At 53.0% G+C, this 22,476-nt stretch carries 20 protein-coding genes; 18 read left to right on the plus strand and 2 right to left on the minus strand.

The features are described 5' to 3' along the window. On the minus strand, window positions 1-2,757 hold the full coding sequence (locus AINA4_RS03100) for an MMPL family transporter (protein WP_281787476.1): 2,757 nt from the start codon (window positions 2,755-2,757) through the stop codon (window positions 1-3). 106 nt (window positions 2,758-2,863) lie between these two features. On the opposite strand from AINA4_RS03100, the gene AINA4_RS03105 reads away from it, so the two are divergent. Then, complete coding sequence (locus AINA4_RS03105) at window positions 2,864-3,538, plus strand: TetR/AcrR family transcriptional regulator (RefSeq protein WP_281787477.1); 675 nt, start codon at window positions 2,864-2,866, stop codon at window positions 3,536-3,538. On the opposite strand, the gene AINA4_RS03110 is transcribed toward AINA4_RS03105, so the two are convergent. Then, complete coding sequence (locus tag AINA4_RS03110; RefSeq protein ID WP_281787478.1) at window positions 3,535-3,891, minus strand: DUF1844 domain-containing protein; 357 nt, start codon at window positions 3,889-3,891, stop codon at window positions 3,535-3,537. The two genes, AINA4_RS03105 and AINA4_RS03110, sit on opposite strands and share 4 nt — an antisense overlap. A 173-nt stretch (window positions 3,892-4,064) precedes the next feature. Here AINA4_RS03110 and infC point away from each other — a divergent pair, with 173 nt between their 5' ends. The 17 genes from infC to AINA4_RS03195 all read left to right on the plus strand — a co-directional run bounded on the left by infC (window position 4,065) and on the right by AINA4_RS03195 (window position 22,088). Next, the gene (gene infC / locus AINA4_RS03115) at window positions 4,065-4,886 is read left to right on the plus strand and encodes a translation initiation factor IF-3 (RefSeq protein ID WP_281787479.1); all 822 of its coding nucleotides are present in this window, start codon (window positions 4,065-4,067) and stop codon (window positions 4,884-4,886) included. A 50-nt stretch (window positions 4,887-4,936) separates the two neighbouring features. Continuing rightward, the gene (rpmI, locus tag AINA4_RS03120; RefSeq protein ID WP_096381479.1) at window positions 4,937-5,131 is read left to right on the plus strand and encodes a 50S ribosomal protein L35; all 195 of its coding nucleotides are present in this window, start codon (window positions 4,937-4,939) and stop codon (window positions 5,129-5,131) included. Between the two features lie 31 nt (window positions 5,132-5,162). After that, the gene (gene rplT / locus AINA4_RS03125; RefSeq protein ID WP_281787480.1) at window positions 5,163-5,549 is read left to right on the plus strand and encodes a 50S ribosomal protein L20; all 387 of its coding nucleotides are present in this window, start codon (window positions 5,163-5,165) and stop codon (window positions 5,547-5,549) included. Between the two features lie 8 nt (window positions 5,550-5,557). Next, the gene (locus tag AINA4_RS03130) at window positions 5,558-6,361 is read left to right on the plus strand and encodes an RNA methyltransferase (RefSeq protein ID WP_281787481.1); all 804 of its coding nucleotides are present in this window, start codon (window positions 5,558-5,560) and stop codon (window positions 6,359-6,361) included. Between the two features lie 47 nt (window positions 6,362-6,408). Continuing rightward, complete coding sequence (gene pheS / locus AINA4_RS03135; RefSeq protein WP_281787482.1) at window positions 6,409-7,449, plus strand: phenylalanine--tRNA ligase subunit alpha; 1,041 nt, start codon at window positions 6,409-6,411, stop codon at window positions 7,447-7,449. Then, the gene (gene pheT, locus AINA4_RS03140) at window positions 7,449-9,989 is read left to right on the plus strand and encodes a phenylalanine--tRNA ligase subunit beta (protein ID WP_281787483.1); all 2,541 of its coding nucleotides are present in this window, start codon (window positions 7,449-7,451) and stop codon (window positions 9,987-9,989) included. Before pheS ends, pheT begins: the two co-directional genes overlap by 1 nt. A 206-nt stretch (window positions 9,990-10,195) precedes the next feature. Then, complete coding sequence (locus tag AINA4_RS03145) at window positions 10,196-10,816, plus strand: hypothetical protein (protein ID WP_281787484.1); 621 nt, start codon at window positions 10,196-10,198, stop codon at window positions 10,814-10,816. Window positions 10,817-10,884: 68 nt separating this feature from the next. Continuing rightward, window positions 10,885-11,928 carry an N-acetyl-gamma-glutamyl-phosphate reductase gene (gene argC / locus AINA4_RS03150; protein WP_281787485.1) on the plus strand — a complete coding sequence of 348 codons (1,044 nt, stop codon included), beginning with the start codon at window positions 10,885-10,887 and terminating at the stop codon, window positions 11,926-11,928. Further along, window positions 11,925-13,094, plus strand: coding sequence for a bifunctional glutamate N-acetyltransferase/amino-acid acetyltransferase ArgJ (argJ, locus tag AINA4_RS03155; protein WP_281787486.1), 1,170 nt, complete (start codon window positions 11,925-11,927; stop codon window positions 13,092-13,094). The genes argC and argJ overlap by 4 nt, the downstream gene beginning before the upstream one ends. Before the next feature lie 19 nt (window positions 13,095-13,113). After that, a complete protein-coding gene (argB, locus tag AINA4_RS03160) occupies window positions 13,114-14,010 on the plus strand; it encodes an acetylglutamate kinase (protein WP_281787487.1) in 897 nt (298 codons plus the stop codon). Beyond that, window positions 14,007-14,930, plus strand: a complete 924-nt coding sequence (gene argF, locus AINA4_RS03165) for an ornithine carbamoyltransferase (protein WP_281787488.1) — start codon at window positions 14,007-14,009, stop codon at window positions 14,928-14,930. Before argB ends, argF begins: the two co-directional genes overlap by 4 nt. Beyond that, window positions 14,930-15,448 (plus strand): hypothetical protein, encoded by a 519-nt coding sequence (locus AINA4_RS03170; RefSeq protein ID WP_281787489.1) that lies wholly within the window; start codon window positions 14,930-14,932, stop codon window positions 15,446-15,448. Before argF ends, AINA4_RS03170 begins: the two co-directional genes overlap by 1 nt. A gap of 24 nt (window positions 15,449-15,472) precedes the next feature. Further along, the gene (gene argH, locus AINA4_RS03175; protein WP_281787490.1) at window positions 15,473-16,912 is read left to right on the plus strand and encodes an argininosuccinate lyase; all 1,440 of its coding nucleotides are present in this window, start codon (window positions 15,473-15,475) and stop codon (window positions 16,910-16,912) included. Further along, window positions 16,913-18,202 carry a tyrosine--tRNA ligase gene (gene tyrS, locus AINA4_RS03180; RefSeq protein WP_281787491.1) on the plus strand — a complete coding sequence of 430 codons (1,290 nt, stop codon included), beginning with the start codon at window positions 16,913-16,915 and terminating at the stop codon, window positions 18,200-18,202. A gap of 56 nt (window positions 18,203-18,258) precedes the next feature. After that, window positions 18,259-20,124, plus strand: a complete 1,866-nt coding sequence (gene asnB, locus AINA4_RS03185) for an asparagine synthase (glutamine-hydrolyzing) (protein ID WP_281787492.1) — start codon at window positions 18,259-18,261, stop codon at window positions 20,122-20,124. Between the two features lie 3 nt (window positions 20,125-20,127). Further along, the gene (locus AINA4_RS03190; RefSeq protein ID WP_281787493.1) at window positions 20,128-21,375 is read left to right on the plus strand and encodes a hypothetical protein; all 1,248 of its coding nucleotides are present in this window, start codon (window positions 20,128-20,130) and stop codon (window positions 21,373-21,375) included. A gap of 2 nt (window positions 21,376-21,377) precedes the next feature. Then, window positions 21,378-22,088 (plus strand): amino acid racemase, encoded by a 711-nt coding sequence (locus AINA4_RS03195; RefSeq protein ID WP_281787494.1) that lies wholly within the window; start codon window positions 21,378-21,380, stop codon window positions 22,086-22,088. The last annotated feature ends 388 nt before the right edge of the window (window positions 22,089-22,476 follow it).

The following is a 22,476-nucleotide window of genomic DNA, read 5'->3' on the forward strand; positions in this document are numbered from 1 at the left end:
TTATGCCTGCACTTTCTTGCGTGAGGACGACGCATTGTCGAGATCAAGTACCCGAGCATCTACGCGAGCACTGAGGAAGCTACCCCAAGTTTCAACGGGCATGTCATCGGTGGTTCCAACCAAGAGTGTGAGGGGCTGGCCCGACTGTGATGCAGTTTCGCGAGCGGCAGCGAGAGCATCTGCCACCGCGTAACGTTCGCTTTCAGAGGTGAGGAAGTCGATGTTGTCCAGGATGATGATCTGTGGTTTTTCCGAAGAGGCATCTTCGATGGCTTCAACGGTGTTGCGGTTGGCGTGAGTGGATACATCAATCAGTGCCACGCGCGAACGCACTGCTCCAGAACGAACTGGCAGGACCATGTTGGCAACTTTGAGCTTTCCGGTTTCGATATCTAAACGACCACTGAGTGCCAATAGAAGTGCCGAGGTGGCAATCTTGTCACTTCCGGTCACAAACAAAGTTGTTCCTGCAGGAAGAGTAAATGTGAGATTACGGAAGTAGGAGCGGGTACCTTCTGCATTGGTGAGGCTAATATCCTCTGCAGCAATCGCAAGGTTCTTTTCTTTTGGCCAGTCAGCTAGCTCGAGTTCATGCTGCACGCCTTCACCCTCCACATCAAAGTGGGGAAGTATTCGATCAAGCCACTTGGGCATGTACCAGGCTTTATCACCGAGTAATTGCAACACTGCAGGGACAAATGTCATGCGCACAATAAATGCGTCGACGAAAATTCCGACTGCCAGCGCAAGCGAGATACTCTTCATGTTCACGTCGCCCTCAGGCACAAAGGCAGCAAAAACTGCAAACATAATGACGGCAGCTGCAGTGACAACCTTCGCTGACCCGACAAATCCAGTCACAATCGACTTTCGAGCTTTACCAGAGTGGACATAGTCCTCGCGCATGCGAGCGACCAAGAACACTTCGTAGTCCATGGCTAAGCCGAACAAAATACCCATCACAATAATTGGCATGAAGCTCAGAACTGGACCAGGCCGGTCAACGTGAATCAGTTCAGATCCGAATCCTTCCTGCATAACAAGAGTGACGACGCCAAAAGCCGCAGCAACACTGAACAAATAACCAACCGCAGCTTTGATGGGTACCCAGATGGAGCGGAACACCATGGTGAGCAAAATCAGCGACAGGCCTACCACCACGATTCCGAAAGGCAACAGGGCATTACCGAGACGTTCAGACACGTCAATACCACTGGCGGTAAAGCCTGTCACAGCCAGGTCAACACCATATTTGTCCTGGAAGTAGTCCTGCTTGTCTCGAATGGCCTGAACGAGCGCTTTCGTCTCTTCAGAGGCAGGGGCGCCCTCGGGGATGACTTGAATGATGCCGGTGTCGGCGGTCATGTTGGGGGTTGCCAGAGGAACAGCAGCAACACCAGGAATCTTTTCCAGTTCTGTCTTGAGATCATCCATTAATCCCAGTGGGTCAGTGCTGGTAACGATGGTTCCGGTGACGAGTAGGGGTCCGTTGTATCCTTCCCCAAAGTTTTCGGCAACAAGGTCGTAGGTAATACGAGAGCGGTCAGTGGGGGCATTTGATCCCGCATCTGGCAAAGCTAGGCGAAGATTCAGGGCAGGGAGTGCGACCACGGTAATCACGGCAACTACGGCCAGAATTGTCACAACAGGGAAACGTGTGACGGCAGTAACCCAGCCGAGGAAGAAGCGGTTGGGCTTGTGGGCCTGTGATTCAGCTTTTTGGGTTTTCTTTGGCTTGGGACGTAAGCGCTCGCCAGCGAAGCCCAACAGTGCAGGAATGAGTGTGATGGAAATCACAACGGCCACACCGACCCCGACGGCTGCGGCCACACCCATCGTGGTGAGGAATGGAATGCCTGCAATGCCCAGACCGACAAGGGCAATCATCACAGTCAAACCGGCAAAGATGACGGCCGAGCCAGCCGTTCCAGTGGCCCGCGCCGCGGCTTGCTCGGGAGTATCACCCTTACGCAGTTCGTCTTGATGGCGAGAAATAATGAACAAGGCGTAGTCGATACCTACAGCCAGTCCCAACATGAGAGCAAGCATGGGGGTTGTCGAGGTGACCTTAGCGAAGGCAGTTGCTAAGAAGATCAAGGCAATAGAAATGCCCACACCCAACAGTGCAGTGATGAGGGGCATTCCAGCGGCTAAGAATGAACCAAAAGTGAAGACTAAGACAACCAGGGCGACGCCCACACCAATAAGTTCGGTGGCAGTCACGGTGGGCATGCTTTGGCTATATATCTGACCACCGAGAGAAACGGTGCTTCCCTCGGGCAGATCGGCTTGGAGTTGCTCAGTAGCTTTCTCAAGTTCTGCTAGGGAGGAAGCCTTAATTTGCGCAGTTGGACCAGAGAACTGAATGCTGATCAAACCTGCTTTGTCGTTCTTGCTTATTGCACCGTTAATGCGTTCATTGAATGGCGAAGTGGCGTTATCGATCTGGGGAAGTTTTGCCATGTTGTCTGCAGCAGCATTGAGAGCATCTTCATAGGTTGGGTCAGTGATGAACTGCCCGTCAGCTGCCACAACAATAATTTGTGCTGAGGCACCGCTGACTTGGGGGAATGTGGTGCTCAAGGAATCCAAAGCAGCCTGTGACTCTGTTCCGGGGATGCTGATGCTGTTATCGAGGCCTTTGTTGAAGACCGCAGCGGCACCACCAATAGCGACAAGGATGACCAGCCAGGAAACGAGAACGAGCCGGCGAGAACGGTAAGCCCAACGTCCCAACGAATACAGCAAAGATGACATGACTGCCCTTGTTGTCAGGCGACTGCCGGTGATGAGCCGGTGCCGCGCGGAAGAAATACACTTCGATACACCGGTGTATCCGATACATCAGTGTATCCTTAATTTCATGGGAAGCACAACCGAAGCAGAGAACAAACCTGCAGAGTCCGCGCGACGTCAAAAAACGCGTGAACGCCTCATGGATGCTGCTTTTGAAGTCTTCTCAGAAGTGGGCATTCACGCCGCTACGGTCGAAATGATTACCGAACGAGCAGATTTCACCCGCGGAGCTTTTTACTCCAATTTCGACACGAAGGAAGAATTGTTCCTCGCGCTCGCCGAACGCGGATACAACGAGCGGCTTGAACTGCTTCGAGCAAGCGTGGCAAACATCGACGTCATCATGCCTACCCTGCTTGAAGAAAATCCCGGAACGCTCTCGGCAACCGAGCTCGGTCCCATCGTGGCAAGCTTCCTGGAACAGCAGGGGGATAACCGGTTATGGTTCCTCTTCCAGTCCGAGTTGAGATTGCTCGCAATGCGAGATCCAGAGGTGGGGAAGCTTTTTCTCGAGCAAAAGCATGCTGCTGATCAAGAATTTGGAAACATCATCGCTGCAGCATTCACCGCGGTAGGTATCACGCCTGCCATTGCGTCTGAAGAACTTGCCATCGTGCTGATGAACACCTATGAGGCGTCATTGCAAGAGGCCATCATGGCAGGCGGAGACAAGGTTCAAGTACGTGCGCATGAGCTTTTCATGCAGCGCATGCTTGGCCTGATCAGCCAACTAGCTAGTTAGTTAACTGGCCCGGTCCACTTTTCCCCAGGGCCTTTGCCAATTTCATCAGGGATGGGAGAAGCCTCACGGAAGGCAAGCTGCAACGAACGCAGACCATCGCGAAGCGGACGAGCGTGAGAATCACTGATGTCAGGTGCCGCTGCGGTAACTAGACCGGCGAGAGCATTGATGAGTTTGCGAGCCTCATCTAAATCTTTGAGGGAATCTGCGTCAGGGCCTTCGGCAAGGCCACATTTGATGGCAGCTGCACTCATCAGGTTGACGGCAACCTCCACAATCACCTCGATTGCGGGGACTTCGGCAATATCAAGAACGGCCTTGTGAAGGGCGTCGTTCTGGTCGCTTTCGCTCACAATGTATTCCTCTGCTAGGCTTGTGCAGGTTTCTTAGCTCACGCCAAGAAATTGAAAGAGGAGAAATCTCCCACCCGTATCCCGCAACATCAGGTTACTGGGTTCTTGCACTCCGCTTCGCTCAGCTCGCTGAGCAAGTAGGTTAGGGTGCCGCAAGGAACATTCCTTGCGTCGTGTATATGTGGATTAAAGTCTGCGTTGCGCGTAAGACTCCTCTTTCTCCCCGAATAAGGGTTTCGAGAAATAACAAGGAGCACCGCATTAGCGATCCACGTACAAACGACCGTATCCGCGTCCCAGAAGTTCGCCTCGTTGGTCCCAACGGCGAGCAGGTAGGTGTCGTGGCGATCGATGTTGCCCTTCGACTTGCACAGGAGGCTGACCTCGATCTCGTTGAGGTAGCTCCCGAAGCTAAGCCGCCAGTGGCCAAGATCATGGACTACGGAAAGTTCAAGTACGAAGCTGCGCAGAAGCTCAAAGAAGCTCGTCGTAACCAAGCCAACACGGTCCTCAAAGAGGTCCGTTTCCGCCTAAAAATCGACGTTCATGACTATGAAACCAAGAAGAAGCGCGCAATTGGCTTCCTCAACGATGGTGACAAAGTCAAAGCAATGATTCTTTTCCGCGGTCGTGAGCAATCACGTCCAGAGCAGGGTGTTCGTTTGCTTCAGAAGTTCGCTGAAGAAGTTGCCGAATACGGAACTGTAGAATCAAGCCCCACCATTGATGGCCGCAACATGGTCATGGTGATTGGCCCACTTCGAAGCAAATCAGAAGCCAAAGCAGAGCAGAACGCTAAGCGTGATGCAAACAAGCGTGCTGACAAGCGTTCAGAAGCAAAATCTGGAGAATCTGTTCTCGCTGTTGAAGAGGACAAGGCAAACGCCGTCAAAGTCGTTGAGGCTGAGGTTCTTGCCCCAGTCAAGAAGGCCCCCGCTGCGAAGGCAGCCCCCAAGAAGTCCACCAAGTCGGTCTCAGACGAGCTCGACGACTAATAGACCCGCTTTCCCACAACTGGGATAAGTGAAACCCCCAAGGAGATCCAATGCCAAAGATGAAGACCCACTCCGGGTCCAAGAAGCGCTTCAAGGTAACCGGTACCGGCAAGCTCAAGAAGCAGCAGGCCGGCATGCGTCACAACCTCGAAGTTAAGTCCGGAAAGCGTAAGCGCAGCCTCAACCACGACGAGGTTCTGTCTCCAGCTGACTCCAAGGTAATCAAGAAGCTTCTCGGTCTGTAATCGGCTGAGCGAAAACTAAAAGGATAAGAACATGGCAAGAGTAAAAAGAGCCGTCAACGCTCACAAGAAGCGTCGCGTCATCCTCGAGCGCGCCTCCGGTTACCGTGGACAGCGTTCACGCCTCTACCGCAAGGCTAAAGAGCAGGTCATTCACTCGCTCGTCTACAGCTACCGTGACCGTCGTGCCCGCAAGGGTGACTTCCGTCGCCTCTGGATTCAGCGCATCAACGCAGCAAGCCGTGCCAACGGCCTGACCTACAACCGTTTCATCCAGGGACTCGCTCTGGCAGACATCCAGGTTGACCGTCGCATGCTTGCAGAGATCGCTGTATCCGATCCTGCAACCTTCACCAAGCTGGTTGAAGCAGCACGCAAGGCACTTCCTGCAGATACTTCTGCACCCAAGGTCAAGGCCTAAGGAACATCATGCTCGACAACCCCCGCGCTCCTCGCGTGAAGGCGGTTGCGAAGCTAGCCACGAGGGGAGCCCGGTCCGAGACCGGGCTCTTCCTCTTGGAAGGCCCGCAAGCCGTCGCCGAGGCGTTGGCATACCGCCCGCAACTGATTGTGGAGCTTTATGCCACGCCCACCGCGTTAGAGCGTTACCAAGACATCGCAGCAACTGCTGTCGATGCCGGGGTAGATGTCGAGTTCGTCTCTGAAGAAGTCCTCTCCGCCATGGCAGACACGGTCACCCCGCAGGGTTTCATTGCGGTTGTGCACCAGTTCCCTACAGCACTGAAAGACATCTTTGCTGAAGACCCCAAGCTGATTGTCATTCTTGAAGAAGTCCGTGATCCAGGTAACCTGGGCACCATTATTCGAGTGGCAGATGCTGCCGGTGCTGACGGAGTGATTTTGACTGGCCGTTCAGTAGATCTGTACAACCCCAAAGTTGTGCGTTCCACCACGGGTTCTCTCTTCCACCTGCCCATCACGGTGGACGTGGAGCTCGAGAACGTGCTTCCATATGTTCGTGAAGCTGGCCTGCAACTTCTTGCTGCCGACATCAAGGGTGAGGATCTCGTTCTTGCTCGCACCAATGGTGTCCTCGATGCTCCAACTGCGTGGTTGTTTGGCAATGAGGCCCGTGGTTTGAGTGACGAACACTTTGCCTTGGCAGAAAAAGCCATCACCGTTCCTATCTACGGTGATGCTGAATCCATGAATTTAGCTACAGCAGCTGCTGTGCTGATCTACGAGAGCGCGTTTGCTCACAACAAGGCCTAGGCCTGTCGCGTGAGTGAGAGCTCGCTCCCAACATAAAATTGAGAACTGTGTCTGCACCTACTGAAATCACTGAAGCCGCTGTCGCGGCTGCGGTCAACGACGCCCTGACAGCTATCAGCGCTGCGGTCGATTCCGCAGCCCTCAAAGCTGTCCGCACTGCACATCTGGGGGAGTCCTCAACGCTTGCTCAACTCAATGCGCTGATGAAGGACGTTCCTGGAGACCAGAAGGCTGCTGCCGGCAAGCTCGTTGGTCAGGCGCGTGCCGAGGTTAACCAGGCATTTGCTGCCCGTGAAGAAGCCATTGTGCGGGAAGAGCAGACTGCCCAGCTTGCTGCTGAAAAGGTCGATGTCACCGCTGGCGCATCACGATGGAGCGCTGGTGGGCGGCACCCACTCATGCTGTTGCAGGAAAGCATCTGTGACGCATTCGTGGGCATGGGTTGGGAAATTGCCGAAGGACCAGAACTCGAAGGAGAATGGTTCAACTTCGATGCTCTCAACTTCGATGCTGACCATCCTGCACGCGCGATGCAGGACACCTTCTTCGTTGAGCCAGTTGATTCTAACCTAGTTCTGCGAACCCATACTTCTCCAGTACAGGTGCGCTCGATGCTCGAGCGCGAAGTTCCCATCTATGTCTTGGCTCCAGGACGGGTCTACCGCACCGATGAACTCGATGCCACCCACACTCCTGTTTTTACCCAGGTGGAAGGTCTGGCCGTGGATAAGGGCCTGACTATGGCTCACCTGCGCGGAACCTTGGAGCACGCAGCTCGGATCATGTTCGGTGAAGGTGCCAAGATTCGCCTGCGCCCGAACTATTTCCCCTTTACGGAGCCCTCTGCTGAGCTTGATGTTTGGCACCCCACTTTCGCCGGTGGTGCCCGCTGGATCGAGTGGGGTGGCTGTGGCATGGTCAACCCCAACGTGTTGCGCTCTGCCGGCATTGACCCTGAGGTGTATTCCGGTTTTGCTTTCGGCGTTGGTGTTGAGCGCACGCTCATGTTCCGTAACGACGTCAGCGATATGCACGACATGGTCGAAGGCGATGTTCGCTTCAGTCAGCAGTTTGGAATGGTGGTCTGATGCGCGTCCCACTCAGTTGGTTAGCTGAATACGTTGATCTCGCCACTGACATCACTCCTGAGCAGGTTCAAGCAGATCTGGTCAAGGTTGGTTTCGAAGAAGAAGACATTCACGGCGGAGACATTTCTGGTCCCATCGTTGTCGGTGAAGTTCTTGAATTCACTCCCGAAGAACAAAACAACGGCAAGACAATTCGCTGGTGCCAGGTTCGTGTTGCACCGGACGGGCAGCTTGCAGCCGATGGCGGCGATGCCATCCACGGCATTGTTTGTGGAGCAAGCAATTTCTTTGTTGGAGACAAGGTTGTTGTGACCCTGCCAGGTGCTGTTCTCCCTGGGCCGTTCCCCATTGCCGCGCGAAAGACCTACGGTCACGTCTCTGACGGCATGATGGCCTCGGCTAAGGAGCTGGGCCTCGGCGAGGGTCACGATGGCATTATCCGTTTATCCGAGATGGGTCTCGACCCCGAGGTGGGCACCGATGCTTTTGAGCTTTTGGGTCTGTCAGAAGCTGCCGTAGAGATCAATGTCACTCCAGACCGCGGATATGCTTTCTCGATTCGTGGTGTTGCTCGCGAATATGCACACTCAACCGGTGCTTCTTTCCGCGATCCTGCAACTGAGGTCATCACTGCTCGCGGTGTGACCGAGGTCAAGACTTTTGCGACCGAATTCCCCTTATCAGTCGATGACACCGCACCGATTCGCAGTCGCGTGGGCTGCAATGTCTTCGCTACCCGTATTGTGCGTGGAATCGATGCCACAGCTCCTACCCCATCGTGGATGGTTTCTCGCCTGAAGCTTGCCGGAATTCGTTCCATCTCTCTCCCAGTCGATATCTCGAACTACGTCATGATCGAGACTGGTCAGCCCAACCACGCATATGACTTGGACAAGCTTTCTGGCGACATCGTTGTTCGCCGTGCAGCTCCGGGAGAGAAAATCGTCACCCTCGATGAGGTAGAGCGCACTCTTGATGTTGAAGACCTCCTGATTACCTCCGGAGGTAAACCTGTTGGTCTTGCTGGCGTGATGGGTGGCGCAAACACCGAAATCTCGGATGAAACCACCAACGTCCTGATTGAGGCAGCAAACTTCGACCCCGTTTCTATCGCCCGTTCCGCACGTCGACACAAGCTATCTTCAGAGGCATCTAAGCGTTTCGAACGCGGTGTTGACCCGGAGATTGCTGCCGTGGCTGCTGGACGAGTTGCTCAACTGCTCGTGGAGTTTGCCGGTGGCGAGATTGTGGATGAAGGTTCCTACTTCAACCACTTTGCAGCACCAGAAGCTATAGAACTTCCCGCAGGTTTCGTCACCAACCTCATCGGGTTGGAATACAGCGATAACCAGATTGAATCCTCGTTGATAGAAATCGGGTGTGAGGTTGTCAAGGCAGGTAGCGGTTTCATTGTTACCCCGCCAACCTGGCGCCCTGATCTAACCGATAAGTGGACTCTGGCAGAAGAAGTTGCACGCATAATCGGATACCACCTTATTCCTGCTGAACTTCCTGTTGCTCCTCCAGGCCGCGGATACACCGTTGCCCAGGATGTTCGTCGTCGCGTCTCCAACACCCTGGCGGCAACTGGTCACACTGAAGTGTTGAGCTACCCGTTCTTCGGCGAAGAAACAAATAACCTCTTTGGTTCTGCTGTGGAGGCGAGTGTTCCTCAGGTTCGCTTAGCTAACGCTTTGGATGCTACTCAGGGGTGGATGCGCACCTCATTACTCCCAGGACTCATCGCGACTGCAGCACGCAATCGCTCTCGTGGACTCAACGATCTAGCGCTGTTTGAAACAGGCTTGGTGTTCCTGCCCGAAGAGGGTAAGACATATGGCCAAGAGGTTGTTGCCGGAGGCGTACGACCTGCTCCGGAAGTTGAAGCTGCTCTCTACGCAGGGATTCCACCACAACCTCGCTACATCTCTGGCCTCTATGTAGGAGATGCGTTGACCAAGCAAGTTGGACAAAAAGCTGTTGCCTACAGTTGGCAAGATGCTCTCACTGCAGTTCAACAAATTGCTCTAGGTGCAGGTGTTCAAATCTCCGTCCGCCAAGGAAGTCACAAGGCCTTCCATCCTGGCCGCACTGCTGAACTCCTCCTCGGCGGCGAGGTTATTGGGTATGCCGGTGAACTCCTGCCCTCAATCGCTGAAGATGCACATCTTCCTCGGACGGTGGCAGCGTTCGAACTGAACCTGGATGCAGTTTCTGCGGCAGCAGGTGTGCCACACACCGCTGTTGACGTGAAGACTATGCCTGCTGCTACTCAAGACCTCTCGCTCGTCGTAGACGAGAGTATTCCAGCTGCAGATGTTCGTGCTGCCGTTATCGAGGGTGCGGGAGAACTTCTTGAGAGCGCCACACTTGTGGATGTCTACCAGGGCGCAGGAATTCCTGAAGGGCAGCGTTCCTTGACCTTTGCTTTGAGATTTAGGGCTCCTGATCGCACACTCACTGCTGCTGAGGCCACTGCATCAAAAGAAGCCGGTGTCGCGCTCGCGGCCTCGCGTTTCGGTGCAACTATTCGCGAATAAGCAACTTCACTTCGAATGAATTTGTTATTTGGAGCTTCGCCACGGAGAATAACTCTTCTTCTGGCTCTGATCTCTGGAATAACTTTAGGTTTGTTTGCCTTATTGCTACAGAACTCTCTGCAGTGGAACTCAATAGTGACCGCAATCCTTGCAGTAGATATTGGAGCGGGATTAGTCAGCAACGCTTCCACGTCTACCAATGAGGCATGGAAAGCACAGAGCCATGCGCGTCAATGGGTATTTGTAGTGTTCCATCTCACCATTTACCCACTGGCTATCTTGCTGCTTTCCAGCTCAAATGTTGTAACAGTTACTCTCATTACGGTGCTTCTAGTAAAAACAGGTTTGTTCTTTATCAGAGTGCTGTATCCATCATTACGTGGGAGGTGATTTGTGGGATGACGGAGAACAAAACAGTCCCAACCACAGCCTCAGTAGCTGATTTCATGAATTCAATTGATCATCCGGGCAGGAAAGCAGATGCTCTACTCCTTCTTGACATGATGAAGAGTGCTTCTGGTGTCGAACCAGTGATGTGGGGTCCCAATATTGTAGGTTTCGGATCCTTTCATTACCGGTATGCCTCTGGGCACGAAGGGGATATGCCTGTCATCTCTTTTTCGCCCCGAAAAGCTGCGATGTCGGTTTATGGCGTTTACTACCCAGGCTTTGAAGCTCAGATAGCAGAAATTGGCTCTTACAAAACCGGTAAATGGTGTTTGTACCTTGGGAGTTTTAAGTCACTCAATCTTGAAAAACTTCAGTCAGCTCTCAACTGGGCTTGGAACGGCGGTATTCCCGTCATGTCATCCGAATTGAGCCATTAGATATAGACATGTTGCACCAACCGGGCAAAGTTCAATAACTGGTTGAAGGTTTTAGATAGAGTTATCTAATGACATACTCGGTTGCCATTGCTGGAGCCAGCGGTTATGCCGGTGGCGAGGTACTTCGTCTGCTCGCAGACCACCACGAGTTTGAGGTGCGCACGGTTACAGCTCACTCCAATGCTGGCCAGCGTCTGGTTGATGTGCAGCCTCATCTACGCAGCTATGGCAATCTCGTTTTGCAGGACACCACCGCGGAAATTCTTTCCGGCCACGATGTCGTTTTTCTTGCACTGCCTCACGGCTCCTCTGGTGCCCTGGCCGCACAGCTCAACGCTGAGACTCTGGTCATTGACTGTGGTGCTGATCACCGTCTTGAAGACAAAGAAGACTGGGATGCGTTCTACGGGGGAGAGTTCAACTCTGCCTGGACCTATGGCATTCCTGAGCTACCACTGTCTTCTGGATCACAACGTGACTATTTGGTGGGAACCAAGCGCATTGCTGCGCCAGGGTGTAATGCGTCGGCCATTTCTTTGGCTATCGCCCCCGGTGTGAAGGCAGATCTCATTGAAGCAGTAGACATTGTCTCCGTCTTGTCCGTGGGGCCCTCTGGTGCAGGTAAATCTGTGAAAGTGAACTTGCTTGCCAGCGAAATTATGGGATCGGCGTCGGCATATTCCGTCGGCGGCACCCACCGTCACACCCCTGAAATTGAACAAAATCTGCGCAAGGCAGGTGCTGTTGAAGCATCCGTGTCCATGACACCCGTGCTCGTTCCAATGGCTCGCGGCATTTTGGCCACAACAACCGCGCGTGTGAAACCAGGCGTCACTTTGGAGAAGTTGCATGCAGCATGGAGTGCAGCGTATGCCACTGAGCCATTTGTCCAGGTTCTCCCTCTCGGCGAATTCCCTCGCACCGCAGACACTCTGGGCGCCAACACCTGTTTGATGGGCCTGGCCTTGGATGAAAACGCAGGCCGTGTCGTCGTCATTAGTGCCTTGGATAACCTCACCAAGGGAACAGCCGGAGCAGCCATCCAGTCGGCAAATATTGCTTTAGGTATTGAAGAAACCACTGGTTTGACCACGAATGGAGTAGCCCCGTGAGCGTAACCGCTGCAGCAGGCTTTAGCGCCGCAGGTGTGGTGTGTGGGTTGAAGTCCACCGGTAAGAAAGATTTCGCCATGGTGCGCAATCTTGGACCACTGAAATCTGCAGCTGCTGTGTTTACCTCCAACCGCTGCAAAGCTAACCCCATTTTGTGGAGCCAGCAGGTCATGGCTGATCCTGTAGTGGAAGCGATTGTCTTGAACTCTGGCGGGGCAAACTGCTACACCGGTGCGCGCGGCTTCCAGACTACTCATGAGACCGCAGAGGCTGTCGCTGAACGGCTGGAAGTTTCCGCAGGAGATGTTCTCGTGTGTTCTACCGGTCTCATCGGAGAACAGCTTGACCTTGACAAGCTCAAGACCGGGGTCTGGGATGCTGGGCTCGTTGTTCTCTCAGATGCCGGAACAACCGAGCAGGCCGGAATCGATGCTGCCGAAGCCATCATGACCACTGATTCTGTTCCAAAGCTCTCGGTTTCAATCGGTGCGGGTTACACCATCGGCGGTATGGCCAAAGGTGCCGGCATGTTGGCCCCGGGCTTGGCCACCATGCTGGTCGTCATCACGACAGACGCGGTCTTGACCAGTGAACAACTCGACACTGCACTGCGTGCATCAACACGTGTCACCTTTGACCGTCTGGACTCAGACGGATGTATGTCCACCAATGACCAAGTAACGTTGCTTGCTTCGGGAGCATCGGGTGTTGAACCTGAAATCTCGGAATTTACGGCACGTCTGACCGAACTCTGTCGTGATTTGGCCCTCCAACTCCAACGCGATGCAGAAGGCGCCAGTCACAACATTCACATCACGGTTTCTGGCGCGGTCTCGGAAGAGGATGCTGTAGATGTCGCACGTGCAGTCAGCCGTTCCAACCTGTTCAAGGCAGCCATTTTCGGTAACGACCCTAACTGGGGACGAGTTCTAGCTGCGGTGGGAACTACCTCGGCGGTCTTTGACCCCTACAACATCGATGTCAGCTTCAACGGAGTGCAGGTGTGCACCTCTGGTGAGCCTGATCAGTCACGTGAATTAGTTGATCTCACACCTCGTGAAGTAGATATTCGCATCGAACTCCACAGTGGCCCTGCCTCTGCCACAATTTGGACTAATGATCTCACCCACGATTACGTGCACGAAAACAGCGCCTACGCGAGCTAAAGAATTCAAGGATTTTGTTATGACCCAAATGCGTGAAGAAGACGCCGCCGCAACCATCAAAGCTGCCACGCTGATTGAGTCCCTGCCGTGGCTCAAGAAGTTCAATGATCAGATCATCGTGGTGAAGTTTGGCGGCAACGCCATGGTCAGCGAAGAGCTCACCCGCGCTTTTGCCGAAGACATGGTGTATCTGCGCACCGTCGGAATTAAGCCCGTCGTTGTGCACGGTGGCGGCCCCCAGATCACCAAGATGCTCGAGCGTTTGGGTATCGAAAGTGAATTCCGCGGCGGATATCGTGTGACCAGTCCTGAAGCAATGGATGTTGTGCGCATGGTGCTCACTGGCCAAGTTTCTCGTGATTTAGTTGGCCACATGAACGAACATGGTCCGCTTGCTGCATCAATCTCGGGTGAAGATGCAGGGCTGTTTGTCGGCGAGCGTCGCGGTGTTGAAATCGACGGCGAAATGGTTGACCTCGGTCTTGTAGGAGACGTGGTTGATGTGGATCCTGAGGCAGTTCATGCGCTCATCGATGCTGGCCGTATCCCTGTTGTTTCTTCCATCGCTCCTGATAAGGACACCCCAGGTCAGTCTCTCAACGTGAATGCTGATGCGGCCGCTGCATCGTTGGCTGTTGCCCTTGGTGCTGCCAAGTTGGTCATTCTGACCGATGTGGCCGGACTGTATAGCGATTGGCCGAACACGGATTCCTTGGTCTCGGAAATCACTGCGGATGAGCTACGAGCACTACTGCCATCTCTTGAATCAGGCATGATTCCAAAGATGGCTGCCTGTTTAGAAGCCGTTGATGGGGGAGTTCCTAAGGCAGCCATTATTGATGGGCGCAACCCGCACTCGATTTTGCTCGAAATCTTTACCCAGACTGGTTCTGGAACGGAAGTAGTGGCCTCATGACCAAACATTTCCTTCGCGATGATGATGTGACGCCGGCCCAGCAGGAAGAGATTCTCGATCTAGCTGCAGCTCTTAAGCAGAGCCCCTACAGTGAACGCCCCCTTGAAGGGCCGCAGACCGTGGCAGTGATTTTTGATAAGACCTCGACGCGCACCAGAGTTTCTTTTGCCGTGGGCATTGCCGACTTGGGTGGTGTTCCTCTCATCATGGATTCGGGTTCGAGCCAGCTTGGTGCCAAAGAATCTATTTCTGATACTGCTCGCGTTCTCGAGCGAATGGTTTCTGCAATTGTGTGGCGCACATTCTCTCAAAAAGGTTTAGAGGAAATGGCGGCAGGAACAACTGTCCCCGTGGTCAATGCGCTCAGTGATGAGTTTCACCCCTGCCAGTTGTTAGCTGATTTGCTCACGATTCGTGAGCACAAAGGGGCTCTTCAGGGTCTGACAGTTGCTTTCGTTGGTGATGGAAGTAGCAACATGGCACACTCTTATTTGCTGGCGTGTGCAACAGCAGGAATGCATGTTCGCATTGGTGCCCCAGCAGGTTACCTGCCTGATTCTCAGATTGTTGCAGACGCGGAAGCTATCGCTGCGACAACCGGTGCAACAGTTCTGGTTTCCGAAGATGCACAGGTTGCCGTTTCTGGCGCTGATGTTGTTGTGACTGACACGTGGGTGTCGATGGGGCAAGAGGATCAAAAAGCAAAGCGCGTGAAAGATTTCAGTGCGTACCAAGTTGACTCTGCTTTGATGGCGCAGGCTGATGCTTCCGCTATCTTCTTGCACTGCCTGCCTGCATACCGGGGTTACGAAGTTGCCCAAGAAGTCATTGATGGCCCACAGAGTGTTATTTGGGATGAGGCAGAAAACCGCCTACATGCTCAAAAGGCTTTGCTGACGTGGTTACTTCAACACAGCTAATGACCCAAACAGAAACAGCTCAACGTTTTAAGCTTCCGGTGGTCCCGGGAGTGGCTGTTGCCTGGGTACTCATTGGCGCTTTGGTCCTTGTCTTTCCTGAATCGGTTGAGCCAGAAGGAATGTTCATTAGTGTCCTTGCTACAACGATCACTATTTTGATTGTTCACTTTCTGGCAGAGCTGTTCTTGGGACAACATGTTCTCAGCGCGAAAGACCATTCATTCGGGTATGTGGTGCGGTCTGAACTCAAGGCAATGATGTGGATGGCAATGTGGGTTGTTCCTGCGCTGATCCCTTCGCTGATTTACAGCTTTGAGGTGATCACCTATACCCAAGCGGTGGAGTGGACTGCGCGTGCAATTCAGATTCTTGCTGGAGTGCTCGGATATCTCGTCGCATGGTCTCGTGGGCGCGTGTGGTGGTGGCGCGTTCTTATGGGTTTAGCTTTTGTCGTGGTTATTTCTATTGCACTTCTGATCGAAGCGCTCACCCACACTCTTGTCTCCGCAATGCACTAGTTCTGCTCCCATAGAATTGAAATCATGACTGCCTCACATAACGCCGCAAACCGAGCTGGGGAAGCCGGAGCGCTTTGGGGTGGTCGCTTCGCCTCTGGACCCTCACCTGAACTTCAAAAACTGAGCAAATCAACCCACTTCGATTGGGCATTGGCGGATTACGACATCAGTGGCTCAGTGGCACATGCAAAAGCTCTCAATGCAGCGGGCTACCTCACCGCTGATGAACTTCGCGTCATGATTGACTCTCTTGAACAGCTTCGTGCCGAGGTTGCAGCTGGGGATTTTGTCGCGCTGGAAAGCGATGAGGATGTTCACTCGGCGCTTGAGCGCGGTCTCATTGACATTGCTGGAATTGAGGTCGGTGGCAAGCTGCGTGCGGGCCGAAGCCGCAATGACCAGATTGCAACCCTAGTTCGTCTGTACTTGCTCGATCACTCACGCACGATCGCACATGAACTCACGCAGCTCATTGACGCGATTGCCGGGCAGGCCGCTGCGCATCCTGCAGCAATTATGCCTGGTCGTACCCACCTCCAGCATGCACAGCCAGTTTTGTTGGCGCACCAACTCCTGGCGCACGCCTGGCCACTTGTTCGTGATCTTGAACGTCTGTCCGATTGGAGCGCACGTGCTTCACAATCGCCCTACGGTTCCGGAGCGCTTGCAGGTGGTTCATTAGGACTGGATCCTCAACTTGTCGCCACTGAACTGGGGTTATCTGGTCCAACAGAGAACTCCATAGATGCCACGGCAAGCCGTGATGTCGTTGCTGAGTTTGCTTTCATCGCCTCGTTGATCGGGATTAACCTTTCACGGCTGTCCGAAGAGATCATAATTTGGAATACCCGTGAGTTTGATTTTGTGAAGCTGCACGATGGGTACTCAACAGGGTCATCCATCATGCCTCAGAAGAAGAACCCAGACATTGCCGAATTGGCTCGAGGCAAATCTGGTCGATTGATTGGAAACCTCACCGGCTTGCTTGCCACACTCAAAGGCTTGCCTTTGGCCTACAACCGTGACTTGCAAGAAGACAAAGAACCGGTTTTTGATTCGGTGGAAACACTCGAAGTGTTACTTCCTGCCTTCACGGGAATGGTGGCAACCCTCACCTTCAATACTGAGCGGATGGCAGAACTTGCACCGCAAGGATTCTCGCTGGCAACAGATGTTGCTGAGTGGCTTGTGAAACAGGGTGTTGCCTTCCGTGATGCACATGAAATCTCCGGCGAACTGGTTCAATTTTGTGAAAGTCGAGGCCTCGAACTTCACGAACCAACTGATGCTGACTACCAGAGCGTGAGCCCCCATCTCACTCCTGAAGTCCGCTCCGTGTTGACCATCGAAGGCTCTGTGAACAGCCGTAACGGTGTAGGCGGAACTGCTCCAGCACAAGTAGCCATTCAGCTGGGGACGCTCACCGAGCGTGTGAAAGATCTCAACAAGGCGTTAGGGCTGTAATTGTCACTCGAAACTCAAAGAAATGATTCCAGCTTCGATACCCTCTGGGATGAGCTTGTGTGGCGTGGACTCATTCACGTCTCTACCGATGCAGACGAGCTGAAGAAACTTTTCCAGGGTCCTCCCATTACCTACTACTGCGGTTTTGATCCCACTGCGCCATCACTGCACTTAGGTAACCTGGTGCAACTGTTGCTGCTCCGTCGCATTCAGCTAGCCGGACATAAGCCTCTGGGTCTTGTTGGCGGTTCAACAGGCTTAGTGGGAGATCCACGCCCTACGGCAGAGCGCACACTCAACACCAAAGAAACCGTCAATGAGTGGGTTGGTTATCTCACCTCGCAGATTTCTAAGTTCCTGAGTTTTGAGGGAGCAAATGCTGCTCGCATGGTGAACAACCTGGACTGGACAGCACCACTTTCTGCAATTGATTTCCTGCGTGATATTGGTAAGTACTACCGCGTGGGAACCATGCTGAAGAAGGATGCTGTTTCAGCACGACTGAATTCTGAAGCAGGCATTAGCTACACCGAATTCAGTTACCAAATCCTGCAAGGAATGGATTTCCTTGAGCTCTACCGAAACTATGACTGTGTTCTGCAGACCGGTGGTAGTGACCAGTGGGGAAACCTCACCAGTGGCACTGACCTGATTCACCGTGCCGAAGGCAAGAGCGTGCACGCTATTGGTACGCCGCTGATTACCAACAGCGATGGAACCAAGTTTGGTAAGAGCGAGGGCAACGCAGTCTGGCTCGACGCGTCGATGACATCGCCCTATGCGTTCTACCAGTTCTGGCTGAACACAGACGATGCAGATGTGATTGACCGCATCAAGGTCTTTACTTTCCTCACCCGCGCAGAAATTGAGGAGCTTGCCCAGCAAGTTGAGCAAGAGCCTTTCAAGCGTGCAGCTCAGCGTCGACTTGCTCTAGAAGTAACCAGCCTCGTTCATGGAGAACAGGCTACTCAGGCAGCGATTGCAGCTGCTGCAGCTTTGTTCGGGCAAGGTGATTTAGCCGAACTTGATGCGCAAACCCTCGAGGCGGCACTGCGTGAACTTCCGCACACCACCACACCAAAGAACACTCCCGTTGCACAGTTATTAGTGGACACAGGTTTGTCGCAGAGCTTGGGTGCGGCTCGTCGCTCCATCTCTGAAGGTGGCGTCTACCTCAACAACAACAAAATCGAGGCAGAGGATGAACTGATCGAAGGACACGTCCTTCCCAGTGGAATGGCAGTATTGCGCCGTGGAAAAAAGACCCTAGCTGGAGTCTTTGCTGAGTAATTTCATTCTCGGTTTGCCTCCGGTATCTGCCGACGGTAGCTGGGTAGGGTTGAAACATGTGTGGATTTAACGGCTTTGTGGTGACAAACACCACACGCGACAACGCGGCTGTAATCCGTGACATGTCTGATCAGATCGTGCACCGCGGACCAGACGACGACGGCTACTTTGTCAACGACCGCATTGCACTCGGATTCCGCCGACTGTCCATTATCGACCTCGAAGGCGGTCACCAGCCCATGACTAGGGCAGAAGGTGACTACACCGTCGTCTTCAACGGCGAGATTTACAACTACCAAGAATTACGTACTGAGCTCGAGGCTAAAGGCTACGTTTTTGCCACCAACTCAGACACCGAGACGTTACTGCACGGATACGTCGAATGGGGTAATGAACTACCCACACACCTGCGCGGAATGTTTGCTTTCGTTATTTTTGACCACGTCACCGGTGAGCTTTTTGGTGCACGGGATATCTTCGGCATCAAACCCTTCTACTACTTCAAAGAGGGGGCAACCTTCCTCTTTGGTAGTGAGATCAAGTCATTTCTCAAACACCCAGACTTCACCAAACGATTCAATGCTGAGCTTCTTCCGGCGTATTTGAGCTTTGAATATATTCCTGATCACCGCACATTCTTTGACAACGTTTACAAACTGTTGCCGGGGCACTCATTCCGTTATGCCGACGGAGACCTCACAATTCGCAGGTATCACGAAATCGATTTCAACATAGATCCGAACATCACTCTCGAACAGGCGACGACGCGTATTCGTGAACAGTTCGTCGAATCCGTTCAGGCACACATGATTGCCGACGTCGAGGTGGGAAGCTTCCTATCTTCAGGTGTTGACTCCAGCTACGTGGCATATCAAGCCAACTTGTTGACACCTCTGCGCACCTACTCGGTGGGCTATGAAAACTCCCAGTGGAGTGAGCTGCCATATTCCTCTTCTTTTGCTGAGCAGACTGGGATTCAGAACAAAGCTTCCACAATGGGTCCTGAGGACTTCTTTGGTGCTGCTGCAGATATTCAGTGGTTCATGGATGAGCCCCTGTCGAACCCCAGTGCTGTGCCCCTGTATTTCGTCGCCAAAGAAGCCAGCAAAGATGTCAAGGTTGTGCTCTCTGGCGAAGGAGCAGATGAACTCTTTGGTGGCTACAACCATTACAACGAGCCTGGCTCAATGCGCGCTTATCTTAAGCTGCCGTTCTCTATACGCTCGGGTCTGTCAAAGTTCGCGGCAAAGTTCCCCAAGGTCAAAGGCCGCCGCTTTCTGATTCGCGGTGGGCAGCCACTGTATAAGCGTTACTTCCGTATCGACTATGTCTTCAATGAAGCAGAGCGCTCGCAGTTGCTTCGTGATCCCAGTTTGAACTTTGATACGGCAACGCTGTCAAAGTCGCTCTTTAATCACGTCAGCGATCTCGATGATGTAACCCAGATGCAATACGTAGATATGTACACCTGGTTGATCTACGACATTCTGCTCAAAGCAGACCGCATGTCTATGGCTAACTCTCTTGAATTGCGTGTTCCCTTCTTGGACAAAAAAATGCTGGAACTAGCCATGACCCTGCCGGAGAACACTCGCGTTGTTCCCCACCAAGGCAAAATTGCTCTGCGCAGAGCGGCAGCATCTGTGCTGCCACCACAAGTTTCAAACCGCCCCAAGATTGGATTCCCGTCGCCACTGTTCGAATGGATGCGGCAACCGGAATATGCAGCGAAGATTTCCGCTGTCTTTGACTCAACAACGGCTCGTCATTTCTTCAACAATGATTTCTTGCAGAAGATGCTTGCCGACCACGTCTCGGGCAAAGTTTCCAACATGCAAAAGATTTGGTCCATCTACTGCTTCGTGCTCTGGTTTGACCAGTACTTCGCTGAAGGAGCACAAGCAGCTCAGAAGGCTGCCTAACTCATGGAACAGCTCACCTTTCTGCCTGTGCTCCTCGGCAGCGATATCAATGCATATGGCATGGCTCGCTCCTTCCATGAGGAATATGGCGTGAAGTCTCTTGCCTTGGCGTCCTTTCCTTTGGCGCCCACTCGCTACAGCAAGATTGTTACCGTGCAGGTTCATGAATCACTTGCTGATCCAGAAGCTTTTTTGGCCATCGTCCTCGAACAGGGCAAAGAACTTTCAACGAAACACGACAAGCTTGTGCTTGTTCCCTGCGGGGATAGCTATGCAGAGTTGGTTTCCCGCTTCCAGAAAGAACTCAGCGAATTCTTTATCGTTGCAACGCCACCACACGATCTTCTTGAGTCACTGGTGAATAAAGCTCGCTTTTATGAGCTGTGTGCCGCACACGGCATTGCCCACCCAGCCACGCGCATCATTACTGCCCAGGACGCGCGAGATGTTGATGCCCTTGAGATTCCGTTTAGTTTCCCTGTTGCTCTCAAGCCGTCAGATTCGGTGTCTTATCTTGACGTGAAGTTTGAGGGTCGCAAGAAGGCGTACATTCTCGATAGCGCAGATGAAGTTCGTCACATTGTGCGAGAAATCTATGCCCACGGATATACAGACACGTTAGTTCTCCAGGAATACATACCTGGAGATGATTCTCATATGCGTGTTCTTAACGCGTATGTCGATGCCACCTCCACGGTGCGAATGATGTGTTTGGGAAACCCTCTGCTGGAAGATCATGCCCCAGATATGGTGGGGAACTACACCGTCATCCGAAGTAGCTCCAATCAGGAGGTTTACGCTCAGATTCAGAAGTTCCTGCAGGGCATCGGGTATGTCGGTTTCGCGAACTTCGACATGAAGTTTGACGCGCGGGATGGAAGCTACAAGCTATTTGAGTTGAACCCTCGCCAAGGGCGCAGCAGCTTTTTTGTTACCCTGGCTGGCTATAACCTGGCTCGCTACCTTGTCGAGGATCGAGTATTTGGTCGACAATCAACGACTGTCTATGGAGATCACGAGAGTTTATGGATGCAAATCCCCAAGCGAGTGTTTTTGAAGTACGTGCAATCTGCCGATGAGAAAAAACGTGCACAAGCGTTAATCCGCACTGGCAAGTGGGGAACAACGCTGCGATATGCCAAGGATATGAATCTCATGCGCTGGCTGATCCTGTTGCGGATGGACATGCGGTATTTTCAGAGTTACCGCCGTTACTTCACGGCACGCTCAGCTAACACCGAAGGGGTTTAGAAATGACCAACCTCATTGGTGTGCTTGGGGGCATGGGTCCCGATGCAACAATTACCTACTTGTCTATGGTGGTCGAAAACACACAGGCCTCAACTGATCAAGAACATGTTGACCTGGATTGTGTAATGCATTGTTCGATTCCCGACCGCACCGCATACATCTTGGACCGCTCTCAGCCCTCGCCTCTACCTGACCTCATTCAGGACATACAGACACTGGGGGAGCGTGGGGCCACAGCAATCGCAATTCCGTGCAACACCGCACATTACTTTTTTGAAGAATTACAGGCTGCCTCACCTGTTCCTGTGCTCAACATGCTGGAGTTGGCCGTTGATAGCCTGCGCGAACGCTACCCTGAGGCGCGAACTGTCTGTGTTTTGGGAACACGAGGAACCGCTCAAACTGGTGTTTATGCCCCCGCTGTCGAAAAGGCAGGGCTGACTCTGGTGGATGTGAGTGAGGAAGGCCAGAAGCTCGTGGATACCGTCATCTTTGACCGCGTCAAAGCAGGTATTCCTACTGAGCATTCGTTGTATAGCGACATGCTTGCTGAGGGAATGGCTTCTGGCGCAGATGCTCTTATTCTGGCCTGTACGGAACTTTCCGTTCCTGAGCGGCAGATTGAGCATGATTTCCCCACCCTGGATGCTCTTGTTTCCCTTGCCCGTGCCACAGTAGTTACGGCTGGAAAGCAGCTGAAACCTGCCCTGTAGCTCACTTGAGGTGCGACACGCCCGGGATGCCACAGAGATTTGCTGGGATCGTAATAAACCCGTAATGTAGTCACTTGTCACCCCAAAGGTGCGGAATGCCTCAGAGCTTCCACCCTCAAGCGGGACCATCTCAGTTACTTTGAGAAAACGCCATGGCGAACACTTGGTAACTATCTGGATGAAAATCCATCATGTAACGCGATGTTGCGAACGGCAGCCTGAGAGTCCATGACTCTCCGGTGATGAGTTTGACAAGATCGTTTTTGATGGTAGGTTAGGACAGTTGCCCTAAACCGGTTCTGAAAAGAATTGGAGTAGGAGCGCCCGATCCTTGAGAACTCAACAGCGTGCACAATGTCAAATGCCAAAACCCGGCATCAACTTTTGT

The sequence above is a fragment of the Aurantimicrobium sp. INA4 genome, from assembly GCF_027924525.1.
In the GTDB taxonomy this organism is placed as follows: domain Bacteria; phylum Actinomycetota; class Actinomycetes; order Actinomycetales; family Microbacteriaceae; genus Aurantimicrobium.

Excerpts from the sequence above, each read along its gene's own strand:
- AINA4_RS03195 (WP_281787494.1), top strand. The coding sequence starts at position 21,378 with ATGACCAACCTCATTGGTGTGCTTGGGGGCATGGGTCCCGATGCAACA.
- AINA4_RS03100 (WP_281787476.1), bottom strand. The coding sequence starts at position 2,757 with ATGTCATCTTTGCTGTATTCGTTGGGACGTTGGGCTTACCGTTCTCGC.
- AINA4_RS03190 (WP_281787493.1), top strand. The coding sequence starts at position 20,128 with ATGGAACAGCTCACCTTTCTGCCTGTGCTCCTCGGCAGCGATATCAAT.
- rplT (WP_281787480.1), top strand. The coding sequence starts at position 5,163 with ATGGCAAGAGTAAAAAGAGCCGTCAACGCTCACAAGAAGCGTCGCGTC.
- AINA4_RS03170 (WP_281787489.1), top strand. The coding sequence starts at position 14,930 with ATGACCCAAACAGAAACAGCTCAACGTTTTAAGCTTCCGGTGGTCCCG.
- AINA4_RS03130 (WP_281787481.1), top strand. The coding sequence starts at position 5,558 with ATGCTCGACAACCCCCGCGCTCCTCGCGTGAAGGCGGTTGCGAAGCTA.
- argC (WP_281787485.1), top strand. The coding sequence starts at position 10,885 with ATGACATACTCGGTTGCCATTGCTGGAGCCAGCGGTTATGCCGGTGGC.
- pheT (WP_281787483.1), top strand. The coding sequence starts at position 7,449 with ATGCGCGTCCCACTCAGTTGGTTAGCTGAATACGTTGATCTCGCCACT.
- argB (WP_281787487.1), top strand. The coding sequence starts at position 13,114 with ATGACCCAAATGCGTGAAGAAGACGCCGCCGCAACCATCAAAGCTGCC.
- rpmI (WP_096381479.1), top strand. The coding sequence starts at position 4,937 with ATGCCAAAGATGAAGACCCACTCCGGGTCCAAGAAGCGCTTCAAGGTA.
- argF (WP_281787488.1), top strand. The coding sequence starts at position 14,007 with ATGACCAAACATTTCCTTCGCGATGATGATGTGACGCCGGCCCAGCAG.
- argH (WP_281787490.1), top strand. The coding sequence starts at position 15,473 with ATGACTGCCTCACATAACGCCGCAAACCGAGCTGGGGAAGCCGGAGCG.
- AINA4_RS03145 (WP_281787484.1), top strand. The coding sequence starts at position 10,196 with ATGGAAAGCACAGAGCCATGCGCGTCAATGGGTATTTGTAGTGTTCCA.
- asnB (WP_281787492.1), top strand. The coding sequence starts at position 18,259 with ATGTGTGGATTTAACGGCTTTGTGGTGACAAACACCACACGCGACAAC.
- AINA4_RS03105 (WP_281787477.1), top strand. The coding sequence starts at position 2,864 with ATGGGAAGCACAACCGAAGCAGAGAACAAACCTGCAGAGTCCGCGCGA.